Annotated in this window: 22 protein-coding genes; 15 read left to right on the top strand and 7 right to left on the bottom strand. The window is 43.9% G+C overall.

The genetic code is table 11. The annotated features are described in order from the left end of the window. The first annotated feature begins 47 nt into the window (after nucleotides 1-47). The 3 genes from lolA to serS all read left to right on the top strand — a co-directional run bounded on the left by lolA (nucleotide 48) and on the right by serS (nucleotide 3,458). Nucleotides 48-650: an outer membrane lipoprotein chaperone LolA gene (gene lolA, locus AACQ79_RS04600; RefSeq protein WP_026027187.1), complete on the top strand. Its 603-nt coding sequence runs from the start codon at nucleotides 48-50 to the stop codon at nucleotides 648-650. A gap of 48 nt (nucleotides 651-698) precedes the next feature. Next, on the top strand, nucleotides 699-2,048 hold the full coding sequence (locus tag AACQ79_RS04595) for an AAA family ATPase (RefSeq protein WP_170898896.1): 1,350 nt from the start codon (nucleotides 699-701) through the stop codon (nucleotides 2,046-2,048). Between the two features lie 102 nt (nucleotides 2,049-2,150). Further along, the gene (serS, locus tag AACQ79_RS04590) at nucleotides 2,151-3,458 is read left to right on the top strand and encodes a serine--tRNA ligase (protein ID WP_013856507.1); all 1,308 of its coding nucleotides are present in this window, start codon (nucleotides 2,151-2,153) and stop codon (nucleotides 3,456-3,458) included. Nucleotides 3,459-3,537: 79 nt separating this feature from the next. Here the strand turns inward: serS and bioA are convergent, their stop codons facing one another. Beyond that, the gene (bioA, locus tag AACQ79_RS04585; protein ID WP_170898602.1) at nucleotides 3,538-4,827 is read right to left on the bottom strand and encodes an adenosylmethionine--8-amino-7-oxononanoate transaminase; all 1,290 of its coding nucleotides are present in this window, start codon (nucleotides 4,825-4,827) and stop codon (nucleotides 3,538-3,540) included. A 134-nt stretch (nucleotides 4,828-4,961) separates the two neighbouring features. Between bioA and bioB the strand changes: the two genes are divergently transcribed. From bioB to bioD, 4 genes are read left to right on the top strand one after another with little or no spacing between them, the layout of a single operon-like run. Then, the gene (bioB, locus tag AACQ79_RS04580) at nucleotides 4,962-6,014 is read left to right on the top strand and encodes a biotin synthase BioB (protein ID WP_017048088.1); all 1,053 of its coding nucleotides are present in this window, start codon (nucleotides 4,962-4,964) and stop codon (nucleotides 6,012-6,014) included. Next, on the top strand, nucleotides 5,986-7,149 hold the full coding sequence (bioF, locus tag AACQ79_RS04575; protein ID WP_170898600.1) for an 8-amino-7-oxononanoate synthase: 1,164 nt from the start codon (nucleotides 5,986-5,988) through the stop codon (nucleotides 7,147-7,149). The genes bioB and bioF overlap by 29 nt, the downstream gene beginning before the upstream one ends. 2 nt (nucleotides 7,150-7,151) lie before the next feature. Further along, nucleotides 7,152-7,955, top strand: coding sequence for a malonyl-ACP O-methyltransferase BioC (bioC, locus tag AACQ79_RS04570; RefSeq protein WP_170898596.1), 804 nt, complete (start codon nucleotides 7,152-7,154; stop codon nucleotides 7,953-7,955). Next, complete coding sequence (gene bioD, locus AACQ79_RS04565) at nucleotides 7,952-8,638, top strand: dethiobiotin synthase (RefSeq protein WP_170898594.1); 687 nt, start codon at nucleotides 7,952-7,954, stop codon at nucleotides 8,636-8,638. The genes bioC and bioD overlap by 4 nt, the downstream gene beginning before the upstream one ends. A gap of 61 nt (nucleotides 8,639-8,699) precedes the next feature. Here bioD and dsbB read toward each other — a convergent pair whose 3' ends face one another. Further along, nucleotides 8,700-9,239 carry a disulfide bond formation protein DsbB gene (gene dsbB / locus AACQ79_RS04560; RefSeq protein WP_094128833.1) on the bottom strand — a complete coding sequence of 180 codons (540 nt, stop codon included), beginning with the start codon at nucleotides 9,237-9,239 and terminating at the stop codon, nucleotides 8,700-8,702. A gap of 75 nt (nucleotides 9,240-9,314) precedes the next feature. After that, nucleotides 9,315-10,904, bottom strand: coding sequence for a Na(+)/H(+) antiporter NhaB (gene nhaB / locus AACQ79_RS04555; RefSeq protein ID WP_013856514.1), 1,590 nt, complete (start codon nucleotides 10,902-10,904; stop codon nucleotides 9,315-9,317). Nucleotides 10,905-11,559: 655 nt separating this feature from the next. Between nhaB and fadR the strand changes: the two genes are divergently transcribed. Continuing rightward, the gene (fadR, locus tag AACQ79_RS04550) at nucleotides 11,560-12,399 is read left to right on the top strand and encodes a fatty acid metabolism transcriptional regulator FadR (protein ID WP_010319711.1); all 840 of its coding nucleotides are present in this window, start codon (nucleotides 11,560-11,562) and stop codon (nucleotides 12,397-12,399) included. A 53-nt stretch (nucleotides 12,400-12,452) separates the two neighbouring features. Here the strand turns inward: fadR and AACQ79_RS04545 are convergent, their stop codons facing one another. After that, complete coding sequence (locus tag AACQ79_RS04545) at nucleotides 12,453-13,613, bottom strand: DUF1887 family protein (protein WP_170898590.1); 1,161 nt, start codon at nucleotides 13,611-13,613, stop codon at nucleotides 12,453-12,455. A 176-nt stretch (nucleotides 13,614-13,789) separates the two neighbouring features. Continuing rightward, the gene (locus AACQ79_RS04540; RefSeq protein ID WP_026027184.1) at nucleotides 13,790-15,781 is read right to left on the bottom strand and encodes a methyl-accepting chemotaxis protein; all 1,992 of its coding nucleotides are present in this window, start codon (nucleotides 15,779-15,781) and stop codon (nucleotides 13,790-13,792) included. A gap of 357 nt (nucleotides 15,782-16,138) precedes the next feature. Here AACQ79_RS04540 and hinT point away from each other — a divergent pair, with 357 nt between their 5' ends. The 7 genes from hinT to AACQ79_RS04505 all read left to right on the top strand — a co-directional run bounded on the left by hinT (nucleotide 16,139) and on the right by AACQ79_RS04505 (nucleotide 22,123). After that, nucleotides 16,139-16,489 (top strand): purine nucleoside phosphoramidase, encoded by a 351-nt coding sequence (hinT, locus tag AACQ79_RS04535; protein WP_026027183.1) that lies wholly within the window; start codon nucleotides 16,139-16,141, stop codon nucleotides 16,487-16,489. A 67-nt stretch (nucleotides 16,490-16,556) separates the two neighbouring features. Next, nucleotides 16,557-17,948: a hypothetical protein gene (locus AACQ79_RS04530; RefSeq protein ID WP_170898588.1), complete on the top strand. Its 1,392-nt coding sequence runs from the start codon at nucleotides 16,557-16,559 to the stop codon at nucleotides 17,946-17,948. After that, nucleotides 17,948-18,337 (top strand): YcfL family protein, encoded by a 390-nt coding sequence (locus AACQ79_RS04525; RefSeq protein WP_013856520.1) that lies wholly within the window; start codon nucleotides 17,948-17,950, stop codon nucleotides 18,335-18,337. The genes AACQ79_RS04530 and AACQ79_RS04525 overlap by 1 nt, the downstream gene beginning before the upstream one ends. Nucleotides 18,338-18,359: 22 nt before the next feature. Next, nucleotides 18,360-18,950, top strand: a complete 591-nt coding sequence (gene lpoB / locus AACQ79_RS04520; protein ID WP_081244991.1) for a penicillin-binding protein activator LpoB — start codon at nucleotides 18,360-18,362, stop codon at nucleotides 18,948-18,950. 34 nt (nucleotides 18,951-18,984) lie between these two features. After that, nucleotides 18,985-19,836, top strand: a complete 852-nt coding sequence (locus AACQ79_RS04515; RefSeq protein ID WP_038170292.1) for a phosphotransferase — start codon at nucleotides 18,985-18,987, stop codon at nucleotides 19,834-19,836. Between the two features lie 100 nt (nucleotides 19,837-19,936). Then, complete coding sequence (ycfP, locus tag AACQ79_RS04510) at nucleotides 19,937-20,479, top strand: alpha/beta hydrolase YcfP (RefSeq protein ID WP_170898586.1); 543 nt, start codon at nucleotides 19,937-19,939, stop codon at nucleotides 20,477-20,479. A gap of 354 nt (nucleotides 20,480-20,833) precedes the next feature. Then, on the top strand, nucleotides 20,834-22,123 hold the full coding sequence (locus tag AACQ79_RS04505; RefSeq protein ID WP_026028144.1) for an NAD(P)/FAD-dependent oxidoreductase: 1,290 nt from the start codon (nucleotides 20,834-20,836) through the stop codon (nucleotides 22,121-22,123). Nucleotides 22,124-22,235: 112 nt separating this feature from the next. Here AACQ79_RS04505 and AACQ79_RS04500 read toward each other — a convergent pair whose 3' ends face one another. Beyond that, nucleotides 22,236-24,305, bottom strand: a complete 2,070-nt coding sequence (locus AACQ79_RS04500) for a beta-prism lectin domain-containing protein (RefSeq protein ID WP_013856525.1) — start codon at nucleotides 24,303-24,305, stop codon at nucleotides 22,236-22,238. Between the two features lie 408 nt (nucleotides 24,306-24,713). Beyond that, nucleotides 24,714-25,484 carry a peptidoglycan binding protein CsiV gene (locus tag AACQ79_RS04495; RefSeq protein ID WP_088728963.1) on the bottom strand — a complete coding sequence of 257 codons (771 nt, stop codon included), beginning with the start codon at nucleotides 25,482-25,484 and terminating at the stop codon, nucleotides 24,714-24,716. Nucleotides 25,485-25,496 lie beyond the last annotated feature (12 nt).

The following is a 25,496-nucleotide window of genomic DNA, read 5'->3' as shown; positions in this document are numbered from 1 at the left end:
AGAAAACGTTATAGACAAAAAATTGTTATCCATGGAGTGTGGTAATCATGAAAAGAGTGTTAGCCCTGTTGCTGTGTAGTTTTTCTGTCGCTGTTTTGGCTGCGCCAAAAGAGGAGTTGAGCCAACGCCTCGCGCTGAACGCTGGTTTTAGCGCTACCTTTGCCCAGCAAGTGATCAGCCCTGAAGGTGATATTGTGATGGAAGGTCAGGGGAAAGTTGATATTGTTCGGCCAAGCCTTTTCCGTTGGCAAACGACCGCTCCTGATGAAAACTTACTGGTGTCTGATGGTAAAACCTTGTGGTATTACAGCCCATTTATCGAACAAGTGAGTATTTATAATCAAGAACAAGCGACGGAACAAACTCCTTTTGTGTTGCTGACTCGTAATCGCGCCAGTGATTGGGATCACTACAAGGTTGCACAAAACGGTGATGATTTCACCCTAACGCCAACCGCGGTAGATTCAAACCAAGGGCAGTTTCAGATAGCGATTGATGAGAAAGGGATCGTGAAAGGTTTTAACGTGATTGAACAAGATGGGCAGAAGAGTCTGTTTACGTTTAGCGATGTACAACTAACACCGGCCGCCAAAGCGCGTTTCACGTTCCAGATCCCGCAAGGTGTCGAGGTTGATGATCAACGTAATTGAGATAGGGACTAAGGCGTGAGTAACTATAGTGTGGGTAACTACAGCAGTGTGGGTAACTACAGCTTAGATTTTTCGGGTGATGAAGATTTCCGTCCGTTGGCCGCGAGAATGCGCCCTCAGACGGTTGAGCAGTATATTGGCCAGCAGCACATTTTAGGTGTGGGTAAACCCTTGCGGCGTGCATTAGAGGCTGGTCATATTCATTCGATGATCTTGTGGGGGCCGCCCGGTACGGGTAAAACGACCTTGGCTGAAGTGGCGGCGAATTACGCCAATGCAGAGGTTGAACGTGTTTCTGCGGTGACTTCTGGCGTTAAAGAGATCCGTGCTGCCATTGAAAAAGCACGCGAAAATAAAATGGCGGGTCGACGTACTATTTTGTTTGTAGACGAAGTGCATCGTTTTAATAAATCTCAACAAGATGCTTTTTTGCCACACATTGAAGATGGCACTGTGACTTTCATTGGTGCCACGACAGAGAATCCCTCTTTTGAACTCAACAACGCTTTGCTATCTCGTGCTCGGGTGTACAAATTAACTTCGCTGGCTAGCGATGAAATTTTGCTGGCGCTCAATCAAGCAATCAACGATGCCGATCGCGGTTTAGGTAAAGTCGCAGCGCAGTTTATGGATAACGTGCTCGAACGTTTGGCTGAATTGGTCAATGGTGATGCGCGCATGTCACTCAATTATCTTGAGCTGCTGTACGACATGGCCGAAGAGAATGCGCAAGGTGAAAAGCTCATTACGCTCAAACTGTTGGCCGAAGTGGCAGGCGAAAAAGTGTCGCGCTTTGATAATAAAGGCGATATTTGGTACGACCTTATCTCTGCGGTGCATAAATCGATTCGAGGTTCCAACCCCGATGCGGCGCTGTATTGGTCGGCCAGAATGATCGCAGCAGGTTGCAATCCACTTTATATCGCTCGTCGTTTATTGGCGATAGCTTCGGAAGATGTTGGCAACGCCGACCCAAGAGGCATGCAGGTGGCGCTCGCTGCTTGGGACTGTTTTACCCGCGTTGGTCCTGCGGAAGGTGAACGTGCTATTGCACAAGCGATTGTCTATTTAGCGTGCGCGCCCAAAAGTAATGCCGTGTATAGCGCGTGGAAGCAAGCCTTAGCTGATGCGCATAATTTGCCAGAGTATGAGGTGCCGCCTCATTTGCGTAATGCACCAACCAGTTTGATGAAAGATCTTGGTTATGGAGCACAATATCGCTATGCCCACGATGAACCGGGAGCTTACGCGGCTGGCGAAAGTTATTTGCCGCCTGAAATGAGCGATACACGCTACTACCAGCCAACAAATCGAGGTTTAGAAACCAAAATTGGTGAAAAGTTAGATTACTTGGCTAGTTTAGATGCAAAAAGCCCACAAAAGCGCTATGAAAAATAGTCTCTTTTCGTTATCTTTGTCGGGTTCAATTTTCTCTACGCGTCGCTCTTATTAGAAAGGGATGCAGGCGCGTTTTTCATAACTAAAAGCATAGGATTAGCAATGCTGGATTCTAAATTACTTCGCACTGAGCTGGATGAAACAGCTGCAAAATTAGCGCGTCGCGGTTTCAAACTCGACGTTGAGACAATTCGTCAACTTGAAGAACAACGTAAGTCCATTCAAGTAGAAGTTGAAAATTTACAATCCTCGCGCAACTCCATCTCCAAAGAAATTGGCCAAAAAATGGCCGCCGGCGACAAAGCGGGCGCAGAAGCAGTCAAGCTACAAATCGGCTCTCTAGGCAGTGACTTAGACGCGAAAAAAGCGCAGTTGAATGACATCCAAGCACAATTGGATGCGATTACTATGTCTGTACCCAACGTACCAGATGAATCGGTTCCTGATGGTAAAGATGAAAATGACAACGTAGAAGTTTCTCGTTGGGGCGAACCCAAAACTTACGATTTTGAGCTCAGAGATCACGTTGATCTTGGTGAAATGGCCGGTGGTTTAGATTTTGCTAGTGCGACTAAAATTACTGGCGCTCGCTTTATCGTGATGAAAGGCCAATTTGCTCGTCTGCACCGTGCGATTGCTCAGTTCATGCTGGACTTGCACACACAAGAACATGGTTATACAGAAATGTATGTCCCTTATCTTGTCAACGCTGACAGCCTGTTTGGTACTGGTCAGCTACCTAAATTTGGTCAAGACCTATTCCATACTGAGCCACTAACTGAAAAAGTGAATGATGAAGAGCCACGTAAACTGTCTCTTATCCCAACGGCTGAAGTACCGGTAACGAACTTGGTGCGTGACACCATTTCTGACGAAGCCGATCTGCCATTGAAAATGACAGCTCATACACCTTGTTTCCGTTCTGAGGCGGGATCGTATGGTCGCGATACACGTGGTCTTATCCGTATGCACCAATTTGATAAAGTCGAATTGGTTCAGATTACGCGCCCAGAAGATTCAATGGCGGCGCTGGAAGAGTTAACCGGTCATGCGGAAAAAGTGCTGAAATTGCTTGAACTGCCGTACCGTAAAGTGGTGTTGTGTGCAGGTGACATGGGCTTTGGCTCTCGCAAAACTTACGATCTAGAAGTGTGGGTTCCTGCGCAAGGCACATACCGTGAGATCTCCTCTTGCTCAAACATGTGGGATTTCCAAGCGCGTCGTATGCAAGCCCGTTTCCGTCGCAAAGGCGGCAATAAACCTGAGCTTGTACACACGCTGAACGGTTCAGGCCTTGCTGTGGGCCGTACTATGGTAGCCATTTTGGAAAACAACCAACAAGCCGATGGCCGTATTGCCGTTCCTAGCGTACTGCAACCATACATGGGTGGCGCAACGCACATCGGTTAATCATGATGTCTTAAACACAGTAAAAAAACCGACTTGCGAGTCGGTTTTTTTATGCATCAATATTCTATGTCGGTTCTATTTAAGCCCCATCGATTTGAAAGCATTGCGAATTTTGCAATGCCACCGCTACAGCGTTGATCAGTTTTTCAATGTCATCTACTTGGCTAATAAACGGTGGCATCACATAGATTAAACAGCCAAAAGGACGGATCCAGACCCCTTGCTCAACAAATAGCGCTTGAATGACTTCCATATTGACAGGGCGATGCGTTTCAATCACGCCGATAGCGCCCAGCCAGCGCGTCTCTTTTACCATCTCAAAACGGTTAAGCATGGGCAGTAAATGAGCAAATTGCGCTTCAATACGCTGGGTTTGCTGTTGCCAATCGCCCTGTTCGATGAGATCTAAGCTAGCGCAGGCGACGGCGCACGCTAATGGATTAGCCATAAAGGTTGGCCCATGCATAAAGCAGCCCGCTTCGCCAGCACAAACCGTATCGGCGACTTGCTTGGTCGCCAGTGTGGCCGAAAGCGTCATATAGCCACCCGTTAAGGCCTTGCCGACACATAAAATATCAGGCGCGATATTAGCGTGCTCGCAGGCGAAGAGCTTTCCAGTACGGCCAAATCCAGTTGCAATCTCATCGGCAATCAGTAGCAAACCATATTGATCGCAAAGTGCGCGCACGCCTTTTAAAAACTGAGGATGATAGATACGCATACCGCCAGCACCTTGCACAATTGGTTCTAAAATCACCGCCGCAAGCTCTTGATGAGCGTGCATTATTTTATCTCGAAAATCATCGAGATCGCGTTCATCCCACTCATCCCAAAAACCGCAAGTTGGCGAATCGGCAAAAATATGCTGCGGCAAAAAACCTTTGTAGAGCGAATGCATTGAATTATCTGGATCAGTGACTGACATCGCGGCAAACGTATCGCCGTGATAGCCATGGCGTAAGGTGAGAAATTTCGCTCGCGGTTGACCTTTTGCATGCCAGTATTGCAGCGCCATTTTTAAACTGACCTCCACGGCGACGGAGCCAGAATCGGCTAAAAATACGTGCTCAAGATTGCTTGGCGCTAATGCCAGTAATTTTTTACAAAGCGTAATGGCGGGTTGATGTGTGATACCGCCAAACATCACGTGTGACATTTTATCAATTTGCTGATGCGCAGCGTAATTAAGGTGTGGATGGTTATAACCATGAATAGTTGCCCACCAAGAGGACATTCCATCAATCAAGCGTCGCCCATCTTCCAAATAAAGATGGACACCTTGAGCGTGAGTGACGGGATAACAAGTCAATGGCGTCAGCGTTGAAGTGTAGGGATGCCAGATATGTTGGCGGTCGAAGAGTAAATCCATGATCAGTCCATATTGCTGAGTTTGATTAAATATTAATCAAACGTAAACTTGTGTTCTCTTTGGTTGTTGACAGTTTATCGCTTGTCAGTAGACTAGCCAAGCAACAAAATAATAAAACTGAATAAGGAAGAGATGTGGAAGTTCGTCATAACTGGACCGTTGCTGAGGTGAACGCACTGGTCGAAAAGCCGTTTATGGATCTACTGTTTGAAGCGCAGCAAGTACATCGTCAATACCATCCCAAAAATTATGTTCAGGTCAGTACGTTACTTTCTATTAAGACGGGGGCGTGTCCTGAAGATTGTAAATATTGCCCGCAGAGTGCGCATTACCGGACTGATGTTGATAAAGAACGGTTGATGGAAGTCGAGCGGGTGTTAGACGCGGCGCAAAAAGCGAAGCGCTCTGGGTCGACCCGCTTTTGCATGGGAGCGGCGTGGAAAAACCCGAAAGCGCGTGATATGCCTCTCTTGAAAGAGATGATCAGTGGCGTGAAAGAGATGGGCTTGGAAACGTGTATGACGTTGGGCATGCTAACGCCTGATCAAGCAAGCGAGTTGGCCAGTGCAGGGCTTGATTACTACAACCACAACCTAGATACCTCACCTGAATACTATGGCAACATTATCACCACCCGAACCTATCAAGATCGCCTTGATACCTTATCGCACGTGCGCGATGCAGGAATGAAGATCTGCTCTGGGGGAATTATCGGTATGGGAGAGAGCGCTAATGACCGCGCTGGCCTGTTGGTGGAATTAGCGAACTTACCAACCCATCCTGAAAGTGTACCGATTAATATGCTGGTCAAAGTGAAAGGCACACCGTTAGAGCAAGCCGAAGATGTCGAAGCGTTTGATTTTATTCGTCTGATTGCCGTTGCTCGCATCATGATGCCACAATCGGCGGTGCGTTTATCGGCTGGACGTGAAAATATGAATGAGCAGATGCAAGCGCTGTGCTTTATGGCAGGTGCAAACTCCATTTTCTACGGTTGCAAGTTGCTAACGACTCCTAATCCTGATGAAGATAGCGATATGCAGTTATTTAAAAAACTGGGTATCAATAGCCAACAAGTGAGCCAAAAACCGGATGAAATTGCAGAAAGTGAGTTGCTTGAACGTGTCGTAAAACGGGTGGCAGCTCGTCCTACTAAAGATGATCTTTTCTACGATGCCAGCGTTTAATTCACGTATTTCAGCGGCGCTCAGTGCTCGTCGCGATCTTGGGCTTTCTCGCTCTCTTATCGAGCTTGAGGGGGGTAACCAGGTTCGATTGTGCAAAGATGGCCGCCAGTATCTTAACTTTTCCAGTAACGATTACCTTGGCCTTGCGCACGACTCAGAATTGATTGCCGCTTGGCAGCAAGGGCTGAGTATGTATGGTTGCGGTAGTGGCGCGTCTCCTTTGGTCACAGGCTTTAGCTCAGCCCATCGCAACCTTGAAGCTAACTTGTGTGAGTGGCTAGGTTATGAGCGAGCCATTTTGTTTGGATCGGGGTTTAGTGCCAATCAGGCACTGTTGTTTAGCCTGCTCAATAAAGACGATTTGCTACTGCAAGATAAACTTAACCACGCCTCTTTGATGGAAGCAGGAATGCTTTGCGCAGCCAGTATGAAGCGTTTTCGGCACAACGATGTCACTCATCTTAAGCAACAGCTTAACAGCGATAGTCATACGTTAGTGGTGACTGAAGGGGTCTTTAGCATGGATGGTGATTGTGCACCGCTGTGCGAAATCACGGATGCACTGCAAGGTGAAGCGTGGTTGGCAGTCGATGATGCACATGGCATCGGTGTTTTGGGCGAGGGTGGGGCAGGCAGTTGCAGCGCGGCAGGAATAAAACCACAGCTCTTAGTGGTGACCTTTGGCAAAGCCTTGGGGTTATCGGGTGCAGCTATCTTATGCAATCAAGAGGTGGGTGACTTTCTTACGCAGTTTGCTCGTCACCACGTCTATTCTACAGCCATGCCGCCAGCGCAAGCTTATGCAGTAACTCATGCTATTTCAATGGTCACTCAGCAGCCGTGGCGCAGAGAAAAACTAACTGAGCTGCAAGCTTATTACGCTGAATCCATGCAAGGTTTCGATGGCTATGTTGAAACGCTAACGCCAATCAAACCCTACCTTGTTGGTGAGGCGCAAACAGCATTGAATATCGCCGATCAATTGCGACATAGCGGGTGTTGGTTGACCGCGATTCGCCCACCAACGGTGGCTCAAGGCCGTGCCCGATTGCGTATCACTCTAACCGCCAATCACACTATTGCTGACATAGAGCAACTAACCACACAACTGCAACGTGCGCTAGAGGAGAGCTGAATATGTCACAAACTCATGCCATAGAGATAAATACGCTGCATGACAAAGCCGCCATTGCCCACTCTTTTAGCCGCGCGGCAAAGCATTATGATGTACATGCCGCTTTTCAACGTGACGTAGGGCAACGTTTATTGGACAAAATGCCGCGCAATCTAGTAGGGAAAAGAGTGCTCGATCTTGGTTGTGGTACGGGCTATTTTTCAGAGCAACTGCGGCGTAGAGGGGCGTATGTGGTATGTGCTGACCTCTCCAGTGAGATGCTAGTACAAGCTAAAATACGTTGTGGTGATGTTGGCGTCACCTATTATCAAGCCGATGCTGAGGCGCTTCCTTTCGCCAACGCCTCTTTTGATTACGTTTTTTCTAGCTTAGCGCTGCAGTGGTGTGATGACCTTGTTCTACCACTGCGACAAATTCACCGCGTATTGAAACCACAAGGGACGGCTTATTTTTCGACATTATTGGACGGTTCGCTGTTTGAACTGAAACAAGCGTGGACAAAAATTGATACACATCAACACGTCAATGATTTCATCACACTCAATCAGGTAAAAATTGCGTTAGCGCAATCTCACTGTTACCACCATCAACTAGACTTGCCTTCGATCACAGTTTGGTATGACAAAGCTTTTTCCTTGATGAGAGATCTTAAAGGAATTGGTGCAAATCACGTAAGTGGACGCTCACAAGGGTTAACAAGCCGCAAGGCTCTAATGCAAATTGAGCAGGCATACCAAGCATTTCAAAACCATCAAGGTCTTCTACCTGCAACTTATCAGGTTTGTTTAGGGGTTATACATCGATGATTGATGCATTTTTTATTGCGGGTACGGACACCGACGTTGGAAAAACGGTCGCTTCAAAAGCGATTCTACAAGCATTAGCCGCCAAGGATTTGGTGACTATTGGCTACAAACCCGTTGCCGCTGGTAGCGAAAAAACGGAATTTGGCTTACGCAACTCAGATGCATTACATCTGATGAAAGCGGCAACCAAAGAGATGCCCTATGGTGATGTGAATCCATATTCTTTAGCGCTCCCTACATCACCACATATCGCCGCAAAACATGAACAGGTCGAGATTGATTATGGCGTACTCAGTAGCAAATTAGCTAAGCATAAAGCGAATGCTGACATTGTGTTGATCGAAGGTGCTGGTGGTTGGCGCGTTCCGATCTCTGATACGGACTGCTTGTCTACTTGGGTTAAACAAGAACAGCTACCAGTGGTATTAGTGGTAGGGATTAAACTAGGTTGCTTAAGCCATGCAATTTTAACAGCGGAAAGTATTATTGCCGACGGGTTGAAGATTGTTGGCTGGGTAGCCAACCGAGTGAACCCAGGAACTGAGCATTACGCTGAAATTATTGCAATGTTGGAATCGCGCATTCCAGCGCCTAAGCTTGGTGAAATACCCTATGTGCCAACGGTAAAACGGCAACAAATTGGTAAGTATATTAATGTTGATCCGCTGCTTGCGTCAGAGTAAGCGATGTGAATCAGCCCAAAGGCATCTCTTAGCGAGATGCCTTTTTTGATCAAGCAGGTTATTACCGCAGCTTATTGACGTGGGTTTTCGTGAACTGAGCTAAAACAACAAAAGCGAGCACCAGCAAGTTAGCAGCATAGATGACCACTAGCCACTGTGGCATGGAAAGCGTTAAAAATTGCCATACCACTTTCGAACAGTCACCGTAAGCTTCGAACATCCAAGGTGCCCATTGATTGAGTGGTGCCCAGCTTGGGAAAGTGACAAATAAATCACAAGTGGCAAAAGGAGAAGGGTTGAATTGGTAATCCACATGTTGCAGAGCTAAGGTCAAACCTTTATAAGCACTGGATCCCCAAGCAACGAGTCCAATCCAACGAACAATCGGATTATTGGGTGCGATTAAGCCAAGCAGAGCTGCTCCGCCAATTCCTAGCATCGCCACACGTTCATAAATGCACATCACACACGGTGCGAGCATCATGATGTGCTGAAAAAAAAGCGCACAAGCCTCAAAAAAAACCACAAAAAGAAGTAATAAAAACCAAGATTTTCTCGATTGAGAGAACAGTTTCAGAGTAGAAAAAAAAGTCACATTCAATACCTGTAAAGAATAAAAAGCCCTGATAGTTCAGAGCTTTTTAACTTAGATAAGTTTCATTATCAACCGAATATTTTAATGCCCGGCAGAGATGGCTTGAACTGCTTTGGCTGAATGGTGCGTAATCCACCCTAAGTCATAAAAATGCGCAGTCATGGGTTCAACTAAGAAGACAATGCCAAACAGGCCAACTAATGCCAATACAATCGTGTAGGGCAGAGCCATGATGACCATTTTGCCATAAGAAAGGCGGATCAATGGTGCAAGTGCTGATGTTAATAAGAATAAGAAAGCGGCTTGGCCGTTTGGTGTTGCTACTGACGGTAAGTTCGTACCTGTGTTAATTGCGACAGCCAATAAATCGAATTGGTCACGCGTGATAACACCTTCTAGTAGCGCTGTTTTGACTTCATTAATATAGACAGTGCCAACGAAAACGTTATCCGAAACCATCGACAAAAGCCCGTTAGCCACATAGAAGAGAGCAAGCTGAGCCCCTTTATCTTCAACATTCAACACAGCATCGATAACTGGCTTAAAGAGTTGTTGATCGATAATTACGGCTACGATGGAGAAGAATACCGCCAGCAGCGCCGTAAAGGGTAGGGCCTCTTCAAATGCTTTGCCTAGCGAATGTTCTTCTATCACACCAGTAAATGCTGTCGCCAAAATAATAACTGAAAGACCAATCAATCCAACTGCCGCTAAGTGCAGTGCCAATCCAACAATCAGCCAGACAGCAATAGCGCCTTGGATCCAAAGTTTTGCGACGTCTTGATTGGTTCGATTTTTGCGCTCAGCCGTGTCAAAATCGACCAGAATTTGACGAACGTTAGCGGGTAATTCTGCGCCGTAACCAAATAGCTTCAGCTTTTCAACCAATACACAGGTCAAAATACCACAGAGAAAAACAGGTACGGTTACCGGAGACATACGGATGATAAACTCGCCAAAAAACCAACCTGCTTGATCGGCGATGATCAAGTTTTGTGGTTCACCAACCATGGTCATCACCCCGCCTAAAGCGGTACCTACGCCAGCATGCATCAGTAGTGAGCGCAAAAACGCACGATAGTTTTCTAGGTCATCACGTGTTAGTTCTGAGATATGCTCATCTTGAGTATGGTCATGAGCGGAGCTTGTCCCTTGTCCCGATGCCACTTTGTGATAAATCGAGTAAAACCCGACGGCGACACTGATGACCACAGCAATAACTGTTAAAGCATCCAAAAATGCAGACAGGAAAGCAGCTGTAATGCAAAAGGCGACCGAAAGCATCGCTTTTGAACGAATACCAAGCAGTATTTTGGTGAAGATGAACAGCAATAGCTGTTTCATGAAATAGATACCAGCCACCATAAACACCAGTAGCAGCAGAACTTCGATGTTATTCACAAGCTCATGTTTTACTTGCTCTGCACTGGTCATCCCAATGGCGATAGCTTCGATAGCCAGTAAGCCACCAGGTTGCAGGGGATAGCATTTAAGCGCCATCGCTAGGGTGAAAATGAATTCAACCACAAGTAGCCAACCAGCAATAAATGGGTCGACCAAAAAGAAAACAATCGGGTTGATAATGAGAAAAGCAATAATGGCAACTTTGTACCAGTCAGGGGCTTTACCAAGAAAGTTCTTGAGAAAAGCGCTTCCGAGGGACATCGGCATGGGTAGTTCTCTTACTGTTGAGATGATAGACGCTGTCAGCTTATCTTTAATTCATTATGTGAAGTGGCCAAATAGAACGTGTTAAACACGAAAACAGTATCTATCGGCAATGTTCTAGCGAAACAACAAGCCGTTTAGGGATTATGGTTTTACCAAGACACTCCTTGAGTGAGACAAGCAATCCTTACTTCGACCGTCACTCTACTCCGCAAGCTTTTTTAGTCAATAATAATCAGGTTATTGATAAAACACTTACCGATATTTTGGTCAAAAACGCGATCAAAGTTGGGTAAGCATAGCATAAGAGTTGTGAAAAATTCACGCCGAGCCGTATTTTGAAGTGGAGTTAAGGTAATAGGCATCTAAATGACTAAAAAGAGCGAATTTTGCAAGCTTAAATTGATTATTTTAAGTTTATTAATGTGAGTTATATCTCTTTATTTTTTCTACTCTTATGAGTTCTTCCTTTTGAAGAACTGCTAAAAATTACCATTTCATTGACTCGGTATTGTTCATAAACAAGATGATTAAATTAGAGTTTAAGCTCTATTTTGTTTGTGATAACTTCGCGGATGGTTTGTTTCCGATAACGTTCAACTAGTGGTATGATGAGTCCCATTCGACCCAAATAAATAGAAAACTGGATAAGTACTTAATGGTCATTAAGGCAAAAAGCCCAGCAGGTTTTGCTGAAAAATACATAATTGAGAGCATTTGGAATGGTCGCTTTGCACCGGGTTCTATCTTACCTGCAGAGCGCGAACTTTCAGAATTAATTGGTGTAACACGTACAACGCTTCGAGAAGTATTACAACGCTTAGCCCGTGATGGTTGGTTGACTATACAGCATGGTAAGCCAACAAAAGTAAACCAATTTATGGAAACTTCCGGTTTACACATATTAGATACATTAATGACGCTCGATGCTGAAAATGCTACCAGTATTGTGGAAGACTTACTTGCGGCTCGGACAAATATTAGCCCCATATTTATGCGTTATGCATTTAAAGTGAACAAAGAGCCTGCCGAGCGCACTATTACTAATGTTATCGAAAGCTGTGAAGCACTATTAAGTGCTAAATCTTGGGATTCTTTTATGGAGTTATCTCCTTATGCACAGAAAATCCAACAGCATATTAAAGATGATGGTGAGAAAGACGAATATAAACGTCAGCAAATATTGATTGCGAAAACCTTTAACTTTTACGATTACATGTTATTTCAGCGTTTAGCGTTTCACTCAGGAAATCAAATTTATGGTTTGATTTTTAATGGGCTAAAGAAATTATATGACCGAGTCGGCAGCTATTATTTCTCTAATCCAGAAGCACGCGAGTTAGCCTTGCAGTTTTACCGTGAATTATTAGCAGTATGTGAAAGTGGCAATCGTGAGCAGTTGCCGATTGTGATCCGTCATTACGGTATTGACAGCGCTCACATATGGAATCAAATGAAAACAACGTTACCGACAAATTTTACAGAAGATGATCATTAGAAAATTCGTTTTACTGTAAAAAAAGCCCGTATGAAACGGGCTTTTTTTGTAGGTTAGATATCTTCGTTACCACCCGCTTCTTTAAACCAAGCGGCTAAATGTAATTTTAAATCTTTCAGTTCGTCTGGGCCGATTAAGGCTAACCCTAAATCTTCTGCACGAGTAATGTCATTATGGCGGAGTGGGCGAAAGCTCACGAGCATAGCGCGAGCTTGTAGGCCACCAAGCAAATCACGTAATGATTCTAGCTTATAAAGTGTATCATCGCCGTCATCACGCATACCTTTCGTTTTACATTCAATAATATGCAGTTTGTTATTCACCACTGTAGCGACATCGAGTTCATTTCTGACTTCTCGCTCACCTAATTGACGGTAGACTTGAACATTCAAAGAGCGATCTTGAATGGTTGGCATATCATCTTGGATCTGTCTTATTGTACTGTGCACTAATGTTTCTAACCATTCTCCATTGGAAAATCGGCGCGCATCTTCGTTGGCGAAGGTTAAAATGCCATTTTGATAGGTGGCGATTTGTGCTTCGACCAGATCGGTCAACAGAATATGAAGTTCACGATAGCCTTGTTGTTTTTCTGAAAGTGCAACATCTAGCCGCTGCTCTTTGCGGCACGTCGTCGCTAAATAGTTTAATGTGGCTAAACCAGGACCAAGTTCTAATGCATTACTTGCCCAGCGCTCGCCGAGTTCGTAAAGTTTTTGGTCAAGTTGTGGCGGAATATGATGCTCACTAAATTCACCCCGTGCACCAAAAATGGTTAAGTAATCTGAAATGGTAATGTGGTCTTGCACTTGGGTATTATTTTGACCATCGGGATAAAGCCAACACAGCTGATCACTGTTCGGTTCGACGACAAAAATAGGCCATTGATAGCTACGGAACACCTCATAAACGGATAATAAACGATGTCTCAAACCACAACTTGCGTTCAGCTTGACTTCGTCGTATCTGGCTTTCAAATCTTCCGCTAAAAACTGGATAGCTTGTTTGATTGCTGAGGTATTGGAACCCGATGGGATTTCAAAAAACTCAGAAGTGATGTCGCGCTGACTCAATACCGAGTGTAAACGTAAATACATTGATTTTTGGTCTTGCTCACCGATGAAGACAATGTGCGAACTTACCGTTCGATTATCAAGCAGGGGAGTAACCAAGCGAATAGGGTCTTGGTCGATAATGCCAACATGAACAGCCATAGATCATCCTCATGTTTGGCTTGCAAAGAGTAGGAGGTAGATAATAATGCGCAAGCCGATAGTTATCATATAACGATGTGGCATCAAAAAAACAAGGGCGACTTTAGATTAAAAGCCGCCCTTGAGACATAATTTACATGTAACTTACAAATGGGGTTGAGTTTGTTAACGGTCACTCATAATGTAAAACGATGGACTAATTCATTCTGCTGATTAGCAAGCTGAGTTAGGTTGGCGCTTGCCTGTGCAATTTGAGACATGGCTTGATAGCTACCATCTGCGATTAAATTAATATCCTCGATACTGCGTGCAATGTCACCGGTTGTTTCACTTTGCTCGGCGGCCGCCTGTGTAATATGAGTACTCATCTGACTGATTTCTAGAATTAACGCTTGGATCTCTTCCATTGCGCTATTCGCCGTTGATGCTTGCTCGACAGAAAGTTCCATATCAGTCATGCAGCTTTCAATAACAGTACTGGCAGAAGATGAGCTGGATTGCAAGTTGCTGATCATACTTTCAATTTCAGACGTCGAATCCGTTGTGCGTTTTGCCAAAACACGAACTTCGTCAGCTACGACTGCAAACCCGCGCCCTTGCTCTCCAGCACGAGCAGCTTCAATCGCGGCATTGAGCGCCAGTAAGTTGGTTTGTTCTGCAATGTTACGAATCACATCCAAGATAGAACCAATTTGGCTGCTCATTTTTTGCAGTTCACCGACAGCATCAACCGATTGATTTAAGCGAGTCTCCAATTGATTAATAGTAGTGATATTGTCACTCATAATTTTACGGCCCGATTCAGAAGCCGATTCAACTTTCTGCACCATCTCTAGCGAACTTTGAGCACTTTGCGCTACTTCTTGTACTGAATGAGCCATTTCCGTCATTGCGGTTGCCACGCTCGCGGTTTGCTCACGTTGGGTGCTGAGTTGTGACTGTGCTTTTGAAGAGGTGGTTTGGTTATGGTTAGCTGTGTTGGTTAAATTTTCAGAAGCATCATTCAACTGCACCAAAATATGGTGCAAATTATCTGCTAGCGAATTGATGTGGCCACTTAAGCGACTAAACTCGTTGTTGTAACGAATTTCAATGCGCTGTGTCATATCTCCTTTTGTCAGCCCTTCTAGCGTTTTGAGTATACGATTTAACGGCTCACGAACACTTTGCGCAATGTGGTAACCAATACCCGTAGCCACTAGTACAACCGCAATACCAATCACGATCGCTTTAATAACTCCTTGCTTATAGACTTCCCCGGCTTCTCGCAGAGAGGCATTTAAACCGTCGGTCGCAGTATCGTTAAAAGAGTCTAAAATCGTCATTGCTTTATCGACCTCGATAGCCAAATTCGCAATGTTTTCATAAAGGGCTGTTTTCGCTAGTAAGTAACTATTGTGTTGATCAAGCACACCACCCTTTTGCCCAATATCTTGAGAGAATTTTTGGACGAGATCGTCAAATGTTTTTTTCAGTTCAGGTAATTGGGTCGATAAGCCTCGGTAAGCGTAGTTGAGGTGCGTGACCGCTTTTTTATTCATGGTGACGGCCTTGTCAACAAAGGCGACATCCGAACTGGCCAAAGCGTCTGAAGTGATTAATTCCGCATCTTTCAATTTAATGAAATAACTTTTCGCCATGACTTTAACTGAAATACTATTTTGCCCATCGACAAAATCTTTCATTCCGGTGCTTAAATCGGCATGAAGTCTTTGAAATTCACGAGTTGATTTTTGCACTTGAGCTTGCGCCTCAAACATCGCCTGATAATTATTCATGGCTTGTTCTGCTTCTGAAAAGTAGCGGAGTTCCATCTGTTTAAGTTGGCTTATCCGCTCTTCAAGAGAGGGGTTCATTGCACTTGCTTGTTGGAGCTGGTTTAGCACGTCAGCAAAATCTTGTTTTGCTTTAGCAAATTCTGAACGCATCACATTCATGCGATCTTGGTTTTGTGTCGTCAAAAAGTCCTTAAAAGATTTATCGGCAGAAAGCAGTTGAACACTTGTTTTGTTTGACAAAGAAACGAGCGGTAAGGCGGTGGTTGATACACTTTCGAAATTAGAATGAATTTGATTCATTCCTCCCATCATAATGGCGGTCGTTACTGCAAACATGATGATGATCAGTGTGAAACCAGCGTACATTCGCCTAATCACTGAACCCTTCATAATCCTCTCCCTAGAAAAATAGTGTTTTGTTTTAAAAAATAACAAAATAATGAGTATTGTATTGAATGTGAGACGTACATTTTATGACGGGCCTGGCAAAACGCATTTTTTATATTAGTGTTCTGTCATTTATGCTACGCGTACGGTGTTTTTTATTGAGCTTTTGACAGGGTTCACGCATACTCAAATCCAACTACACACCTATTATATTCAGTAGCATTAAGGTCAAATTAGTGTCGGTTCTATCGGTTGTCGATATGTTGTCGTGGGCCACTTAGGTATTAGCCTTGAACCACTTATCTCGATCTAATGTACTTTGATGTGACTGCGTAGGCCTATTTACTAGTGGAGTATTTCATGGCTGAAGAAACCATTTTTAGCAAAATTATCCGTAAAGAAATTCCTGCAGATATCCTCTATCAAGATGATTTAGTTACCGCCTTTCGGGACATTAACCCTAGAGCGCCTAGCCATATTCTTATCATTCCCAATGCGTTTATTCCGACGACCAACGATGTTGAACCTGAGCATGAAGCGGCTATGGGACGTATGTTTACAGTGGCAAAAAAAATCGCTCAACAAGAAGGTATTGCACAAGATGGCTATCGCTTGATAGTGAATTGTAACGCTCATGGTGGCCAAGAGGTTTACCACATTCATATGCACTTGGTTGGTGGTCGCCCGTTGGGTCCGCTTTTGATGAGCTAATGCATGGGTCGCCCAGTCACTATTGGGCGCTCGATTGATACGGTTAGAGTTAAATATGGAGTATTGAGTGAAGCGTTACGTGCGACATATTACGGTTTTTTTATCGCCTTTTTTTCTCAATGCCTGTGCTAATTTTTCTGCGGGGAACTTGTTTAGTCATTACAGTGCTCAAAATGGCGCTGTCTATCAGTCAGTTAAATCTGGGCAGTATCAAGATGCGGAGAATGAACTTGCGGAATTTGTCGCGGGTGACATTCTGGACAATCTGGAAAAAGGGCGAGTCCATTTTCTTAACCAGAATTATGTAGACAGTAAGCGTAGTTTCGAATTGAGTGATTCTGCGGTTAAAATTCAACAAGATAAGGCATTGATTTCACTAAGTGATACGGCGACAAGTGTCGGTGCGTTGGCTGTGAATGATAACTTGATGGAATACGTTCCTGCGGATTATGAACTCGGTTTTTTACATCTTTATCTCGGTTTGAATTATTTACAACAGAATGATTTGGATGGAGCTCTGGTTGAGGTTCGGCGAGCGAATCAGGTACAAGAGCAAGCAAGGCAGGCTAGAGAAGCGGAACTTGAAAAGGCGCAAAAAGAGCTAAAATCACAAGGTGTGACACCAAACTTAGGCAGCGTACTAGCAAACTACCCTGATGCAGGAAAAGCTTTGCAGGCGGTGCAGAATGGTTACCTTTTTTACCTTTCTGCTTTGCTTTATGAAGCCTCTGGTGATCTTAATAGTGCCTATGTCGACTACCGACGCGCTTTGGCCGTCACTCCCGATAATATTGAGGTTATAGAGGGGACATTACGCGTTGCGAAACGATTAGGGATGAGAGAAGACCTAATCCAATTAGAGAAACGCTACGGGAAATCTCATTCACTGACTGCTTCTCAAGGTCGTGTGCTTATAATAGAAGAGCAGAGTGTGGTGAAAGCCTTAGATAGCTGGCGTCAATCTTTACCCTTGTATGACAGCAGAGGAAATGGCGCATTGTATTCTCTCGCCTTACCTTATTATCCGAATACACCCGTTGAATCATTTTCATCACTGACGATGAATGACAAAGTACTCACTTCTCATTTTCTGACGGATGTGAATTTAATGGCAAGTCGAAACTTGTCTGAGAAAATGCCCTCTATAGTAATAAGGCAAGTGTTGAGAGTGCTGGCGAAAGATCAATTGCGCAAAGAAGCGGCCAAAGATGACAATGTTGGTAATTTAGTCTTCAACGTTTGGAATCTGCTGACAGAGCAGCCCGATACGCGCAGTTGGCTAACGCTGCCAGGGTTGGTGCAAACGGCCAGTCTGCAAGTCAATGCAGGCGAGCAACGAATAAAGGTGGGAGAGCAAGAATATCAGTTTTCTGTACCGGAAAAAGGCACCACTTTGGTGTGGGTTTCTCGTCAGGGACGTCATTCAACCATCTGGCATAAACAACTAGGAAGATTGTAATGAAAAAGTGGATATTGGGACTGTTAGTCACATTCTCATTGATTGGATGTGCTGAAAATACCGCAGGATTAAGAGTTGATGGCGCTTCGCAAAAAGTGCTATTTGGCGACAATGTATTAGGTAATCGCTTGGTTGTTGAAGACATTGCAACTAACCAAGTGGATGGTCATACGAGGGGACTTGTGCGTTTAGTGAGTCATTACCAAGGTGACCAAATTATCGAGTACCGTTTTTCTTGGTATGACGATGATGGGCTTGAAGTCAATAACAGACAAAGTCCTTGGAAACAAAAGATAATCAGTGGGATGGAGACGGTGTCGTTGTCGGAGATTTCTGTCAATCCAAATGGAAAACAGTTTCGCGTACAGATCCGTGGGTCAAATAATTAAATTGGGAAAGTAAGGAACCAATATGAACAAAAGTATTATCGCATTGCTAGGGCTCGCTGTCATTTTGGGCGGCTGTTCAAATAAAGTCAGCTACGGAGATGCACAATCCGTTGAAACGACGACAGTTGATTTTGGTTCAACAGATTTACAAAAAATCGCGGGGGAAATGGTTGATAGCATGATGATGTCAGGTTCGGTAGCAGCGATTACCCGTGATTCTCGTCCTATCGTGTTTGTTGAGCGAATCAAAAATAAAACCAGTGAGCACATTGATACTGAATCTATCACTGATACCATCAGTACTAAGATGTTGAATTCAGGTAAGTTCCGCTTCGTCGACATGGGTCGTGTTGAAGCCGTGCGCGAACAGCTCAATTTCCAAAATAATGATGAGTTGGTCAACCAAAGTACCGCCATTCAGTTTGGCAAAATGGTTGGCGCACAATATATGCTGTATGGCAACTTGTCGAGTATTGTGAAAAACGCAAGCAGTGATAAAGATGTATATTACAAAATGACGATGCGTTTAATGGATCTTCAAAGCGGCCTTATTGAATGGGCAGATGAAACCGAAATTCGTAAACAGCAGTCAAAAAGTTTACTCGGTTTTTAATCACAAAATTGAGTAATTGAGAGAAGAGGTCCTTATGGCGAGAATGTCTTGGCGTGAAGCTTGTCAGCTTGATCGTACCTTAACGTCGCTAGAAGGATTCTTCTCTACTCCCCCTGACTACGCACAAACGCTGACAGGGGGGTTAACAAACCGATGTTGGAAAATTGTCACGGAGGAACGCAGCTTTGTTTGGCGGCCTAATACTCCGATCACTCAAGCCTTTTCCATTTCGCGTTTTCAAGAATATCAAATTCTCTCTGCTATCGAATCTTCTCACTTAGGCCCCAAGCCACTTTCCATTAATGATCAAGGATTATTGGTTGAATGGATTGATGGCCAATCCCTTACTGGTGGTTTACCTTTCGATTCTCTATTAAAAACACAGATAAAGATCCATAATCTCAGTACAGCACGCATTCCAGTTGCCCCTTTCAGTTTTATCGCTCGGGTTGATCATTATTGGCTACAGCTCAAAGCTGAGTATAAAAGTGAGGACTTGTCGGCTTTATATCAACGTTGGCGCACCGCACCTAACCTTGCTGATGTTGGTCAGACTTTGTGTCACTTTGATTTGGCTGGCTACAATATGGTTAAAACCGATGAAGGTAACCGCGTGATTGATTGGGAATACGCCTCAATTGCCGACCCCCGGCTCGACCTGGCTTTAAGCATTGATGTTGCAGAAGAAAAACCATTAGAGGCGGTCTACCGTTATTGTCAATTGCGTGAGATTGTGGGGGTCGATGATTGGGTCGAAGGAGTGGTGGCTTGGCATCCAAGAGCAACAATGATGGCCATGTTATGGTATTTGTTAGCACATCAATTATGGGGTGATGACTATTATCGTCAACAAGCCGAACATCTAAAACGCACATTATGTAGCTAGGATCACTGTTTCGTCGTTTTGTTGCAGTAAATTAAGGTTAAAGTCTTTGAAACCACAATCTTCGTGGTAGATTAAAAACCTCAAGGAGTGGGGAGTTATTATGATTATTTATCTGCACGGTTTTGATTCAACAAGCCCAGGAAACCATGAAAAAGTACTGCAATTGCAATTTATTGACAGCGATGTCCGTTTTATTAACTACAGTACACAGCACCCAAAACACGATATGCAGCATCTTCTAAAAGAAGTGCATAAAGTGATTGAGTTGTCTGATGACCCACATCCGATTATTTGTGGTGTAGGCCTCGGCGGCTTCTGGTCTGAGCGGATTGGATTCTTATGCGGAATTAAGCAAGTGGTGTTTAATCCCAACTTGCATCCGGAAACGAACATGACTGGACGCATCGACCGCCCTGAAGAGTATGAAGATATTGCGACTAAGTGTGTTGAGCAATACAGGGTAAAAAATAAAGGACGCTGTTTAGTGATTTTATCTAAAGAAGATGAAATTCATGACAACAGCAAAACAGCAGCAGAGCTCGAAAACTACTACGATATCATTTGGGATGAAACCCAGAACCATAAGTTCAAGAAAATCTCACAGCATTTGCAAGCGATGAAGGTATTTAAAGAATCAAATTAAGCATCCAGCATACATAGTTTCGACTGAACGACTCACAATTGTGAGTCGTTTTTTTATGGCCCAACACCCCTATATCTCGTAGTGAAATAGAGGAATTCTTTGGTTGCACCATGAGTTTTGCTCTATATAATGATTAAATTATAAATATTTTGATAAATATCAAAAAAAATTGAGAGCAAGTCTTAAATTTGCCTAATTTGTGTGTAGTTACATGCATTTATCCTAATGAAACGTGCTGCGAAGATAGCTTCATTTGCTGAACAAGATTTATCTGAAGCAAGCGCATTACTGAGAATTCCTTCAGTGTGAGATTTCACACTGAATCATGTTTATTTCTTTTTGAGGATTATTGTTGTGACACGAATTATCGTAGTCGGTGGTGGCGCGGGTGGTTTAGAGCTCGCGACTAAACTTGGTCGCACTCTTGGCCGTAAAAATCGCGCAGAAATCACATTAGTGGATCGTAAAGCAAGCCACTTATGGAAACCGTTATTGCATGAAGTGGCAACGGGTTCATTAGATGAAGGAGTGGATGCGCTAAGCTATCGCGCTCACGCAAAAAATCATCGTTTTGATTTCCAAATGGGTAGTCTTGCTGATATCGATCGTGAACGCAAAGTGATTGTTCTTAGTGAATTGCAAGATGAGCATGGTGAATTGTTAATGCCAAGTCGTGAGCTTGAATATGACATTTTGGTGTTGGCAATCGGTTCAACGTCTAACGACTTCAATACTCCAGGAGTTCGTGAGCATTGTATCTTCCTTGATAGCCCTGAACAGGCAAATCGTTTTCGTACTGAAATGAATAATGAGTTTCTAAAACTTCATGCGAAAAATGGTAACGGTACAGTTGATATTGCGATTGTTGGCGCAGGTGCAACGGGTGTTGAATTATCTGCAGAGCTACATAATGCAGTAAAAGAGCTGCGGACTTATGGTTTTGGCGATCTTGATTCAAGCAAACTGAATGTCAACCTTGTGGAAGCGGGTGAGCGTATTCTACCCGCTCTTCCACCTCGCATTTCTAGTGCTGCACACAGCGAATTAACGAAATTAGGTGTCAACGTTCGTACTGCGACTATGGTCACGCGAGCAGATAAGGATGGCCTAACAACTAAAGATGGCGAAAAGATTCCCGCTCAGATCATGGTGTGGGCTGCTGGCATCAAAGCACCGGATTTTATGAAAGAGATTGCTGGTTTGGAAACAAACCGCATTAATCAGTTAGTGGTAAAAAACACCTTACAAACCACAAGAGATGACGATATTTTTGTGATCGGTGATTTAGCACAATGTACACAAGCTGATGGTTCATTTGTGCCACCTCGTGCACAAGCAGCGCACCAAATGGCAAGCCAAGCGTTCAAGAATATTGTTGCTAAGCTTAACGGGCGTGAGCTCAAACCGTATGTTTATAAAGATCACGGTTCGTTGGTTTCATTAAGTCGTTTTTCTACCGTTGGTAGCTTAATGGGTAATTTAACCAAAGGCTCGATGATGGTTGAAGGTCGTATTGCGCGAGTCGTGTACATTTCTTTGTATCGCATGCACCAAATGGCGCTACACGGTATGTTCAAAACAGGGTTGATGATGTTAGTTGGCCGTATTAATCGTGTGTTGCGTCCAAACTTAAAGCTTCACTAATATTCCCAGCGTACTAGCCATAAAAAACCTCGCCTTTGTTAAAAGGCGAGGTTTTTTGTTGTCACCCACCACCACCGCCTTGGGCGATAGTGGTGGTTATATCAAATTCAAGTTATTTAATGGTACTTGAGCGATAAGTGTTATGTGTTAGCCAACTAGGCTGAGCATTGGTTGGTACTGAGCCATCTTGGTTAATGTTTGAGAAATGGAATGAATGTTGGTTCCAAATTCTCGTTGCATTTTTCCATGGTTTATCAGCATCGGCTGATTCATAAACATAGACGCCGTGGTTGATTGCGCTTTCTTTTGCATAATCATTTGCGACCACAATAAGCGATGCATTGTTGTTGCCTTCGAGATCCGCCACAACAGGATATTCCCACAAGGTGTTCGACGAGTTAGCAATCGTTGCTAATACTGCTCCCGTGCGCCCATCAAGAATACGGACTCTCAGAAGATCTTGTACGATAACTTCATCAATGCCATCACCAGTGAAATCGTAAGCCGAGACACCAATTTTACCGCTGTTATAGTCATCATTTGCTACAGACCAAACTTTGCTACCTTGTGCATTATACATATCAACAGCATGATAACCCGCATAGACAATACCAGTGTTCAGGTAACTATCATTAATGCTTTCCCCAACAACAAACTGAACTGCATTAACGTGTTTTTTGAAGGTAAAGATAGGTTTTGGTTTGCTCCAAACATTTAAGCCTACCAATTGGGTATTGCTTGGGACTGTGTATCGTTCAGTGGTTGCTTTGCTCTTCATGACGGGAACAGCATAAGGAATCGTTTTAGTTTTCCAAACAGGAGCTAGGTAAGAAACTGTTTTGGTATGCCAGCCAAAGAACCAGTAAGAAACTTGTTTTGTTCTCCACTCCAATCCAAGATATGGAACTTCTTTGGTTCGCCACTCTAATGCTGGGTATTTAAAGGCTGAGTCTTTTGAACCTAACGTTATTTTCGAACCATCATTGAGAGTGAATTCCATCTCGAGTACGCCATATGTCCACCACGTTTTATATTTGCCGTAGGTTACATCGATAGAGCGGACTTTGCTTGCATCAATAGTATGCAGTGAACCGCCTTGACCACCCACCATATTACTTGCTGTTGATCCAATAGCGTCAATCAGATCTCCTGAGCGGATTTTAAGTTGGTTGTCATCTGCTATTTTAACTGGATGGCTGTGATGTAAATGGGTATATCCATAAACAGGGGACTTAGCTATTTCATTGGTAGAGCTTGTTGCTGTATTACCAAGGAAGTTAGAGATAGCTTGTACACCACCACCTGGGTTTTCAAGGTTATTAACCTCCCACTTTACTGAGCCGTCATGCTCTAAAACTGCAAATACACTGTTTTGTGCTGTTGCTTTAGTGGCTGGTACTGATACAACAATTTCTGGTTTATTGTCGCTATCTAGGTTGGCAACGGAAGAAAACCAAACCGTATCATTCGCTTGATATTGCCAAGTAAATGAGCCGTCACTTTTGTAAAGAGCGCCGTTTGAAAATATTTCTTGAACACCATCGCCATCCGCATCAAAGCTGATCGATGATGGAGCCCACTCCAAACTAAATAGCAAACCAGTATCGTAGTTATAAACACCATCGGCAGAGATGATCTCAATTGACCCATCATTGTTTAAATCAGAGATCGAGATTGTACCGACTGACCGTCCACCTGTGACATGCTTTAAAATTTGCTTTTTAATATTCCCTTCATTATCTAGGATAGTAATGTAAGGGCTTGATGCACTGGTAATAACAATATCAACAACACCATTACCATCAAGGTCTGCAACAGCAGGAGAGTAGCGAGCATCGGCTATGATGCCACCGTTATCGTATGACCAAAGCTCAGAACCATCAATACCACTTAATGCCCTAACTAGTCCACCTTGTGTATATTTGTTATTTTCAAACGTCACAACAATGATATCAGCAATATCATTCTCGTCGATTTTGCCATCGCCATTATCATCATTTAGCTGGGCAATAACAGGAGCCGCCATGACTTGATTTGATTCTGGTTTAAACGAGCTACTTTCCCAAGACCACTTTAATTGGGTGTTTATCTCACTAGGGTTTGATGCGGTTGCAATAGTGCTGACTGCAATACTGCTTATTGACAGTAGCCCGACCGCACATAACGAAAATTTAGAAGTCATTAGGTAACATCTCTCTCAGTATGTTTGTGTAAATTCCGATTTAAATTGATGTTGTTAACCTGTGCTGCACTTTAACGATAGGTCTTACGGTAAATAAGTTGAACATGGCACAACACGAGATGGAGGGATTATCAAGACTTAATAAGAGAGATTCAATCTAACATGGCTCTCATAAATGAGAGGTCTTAAAAATGAAACACTCACTAATAAAATACATTGTCAGTTTAACTTTTAGAAGATCACGTACCCAAACCATGGAGCGGCCTGTAGGTGGGTTATGTTATTGGTTTTGATAAGAATAGTTAACAACAGAATAGCTCTAACCTTTAAGGATATGAAATCAGTGAGCTAAACTGTATGAGAGATGAATAAAAGAAGAAACGCCCAGGCAGGGCGCTTTGTTAGGCTTTATTCTGCAACGCGGCGAACTTGGATGATCATTCCCATTAATGGATGGTCTAGATAGTGGGTTTCGTTGCTGCGCATACGGCGTTTTTGGTCCATCCGATAGCTCTTTAAAAACTCTTCCTTTTCCACTGTTGGGGAGATAGCTTCTAGGTTCCCCAGTTGAACCTCGGCATTTTGCTCTTCAGGTGTAATATCTAACTCCAATGGTTTACTTTGGAGCACGATTTCTCGCACACTCGGGGCTTTAAGGTCGAGCGTGGTTTCAGCATAAAGATAGTGCTGCACATAGATTTGTAATTTACCGTCGAGTTCGTAAAGGGGACTCGCGATGTTTTGTTCTAGCACACCGTTTACTGGCGATTCTTCTAGTACGGCTACTTTTTCACTGCCGTCAGTATTGAATTTAGCGGAGTAATCTTTACCCGCCTGAATATGGAAAATCGGCGCGGAAGCTCTGCCTTGATCGCCTTGACGCCAAGCCGTATGCAATAGCACTTCAAAGCCGGCGTGGTTTTTCAGTTTTTGTGCTTGGTCGTTAAGTTGGTAGTCGGAAAAAGGCAGCATTTTCACGCCTTTTTCTTGGCGATAGTTTAAGTCACTAAAACTGCCCGCGCGTTGAATATTGATTTCAGGCAATGAGTTAGGCCACGACTCACTGACCTTCTCTGCATCAATTGCACGCTTAAAAATGATCACTTCTATGTCAAATTGCCGTTGTGCCAGACTTGGCATCGAAATAAGCAAAAGTAGGAGTGGGATCAGTTTTTTCATTATGGCTCCATC

It is taken from the genome of Vibrio sp. 3-2(1) (genome assembly GCF_963887575.1).
In the GTDB taxonomy this organism is placed as follows: Bacteria; Pseudomonadota; Gammaproteobacteria; order Enterobacterales; family Vibrionaceae; genus Vibrio; species Vibrio anguillarum.
The sequence above is the reverse complement of the archived record's forward strand: the minus strand, read 5'-3'. Positions and strand labels throughout refer to the sequence as shown.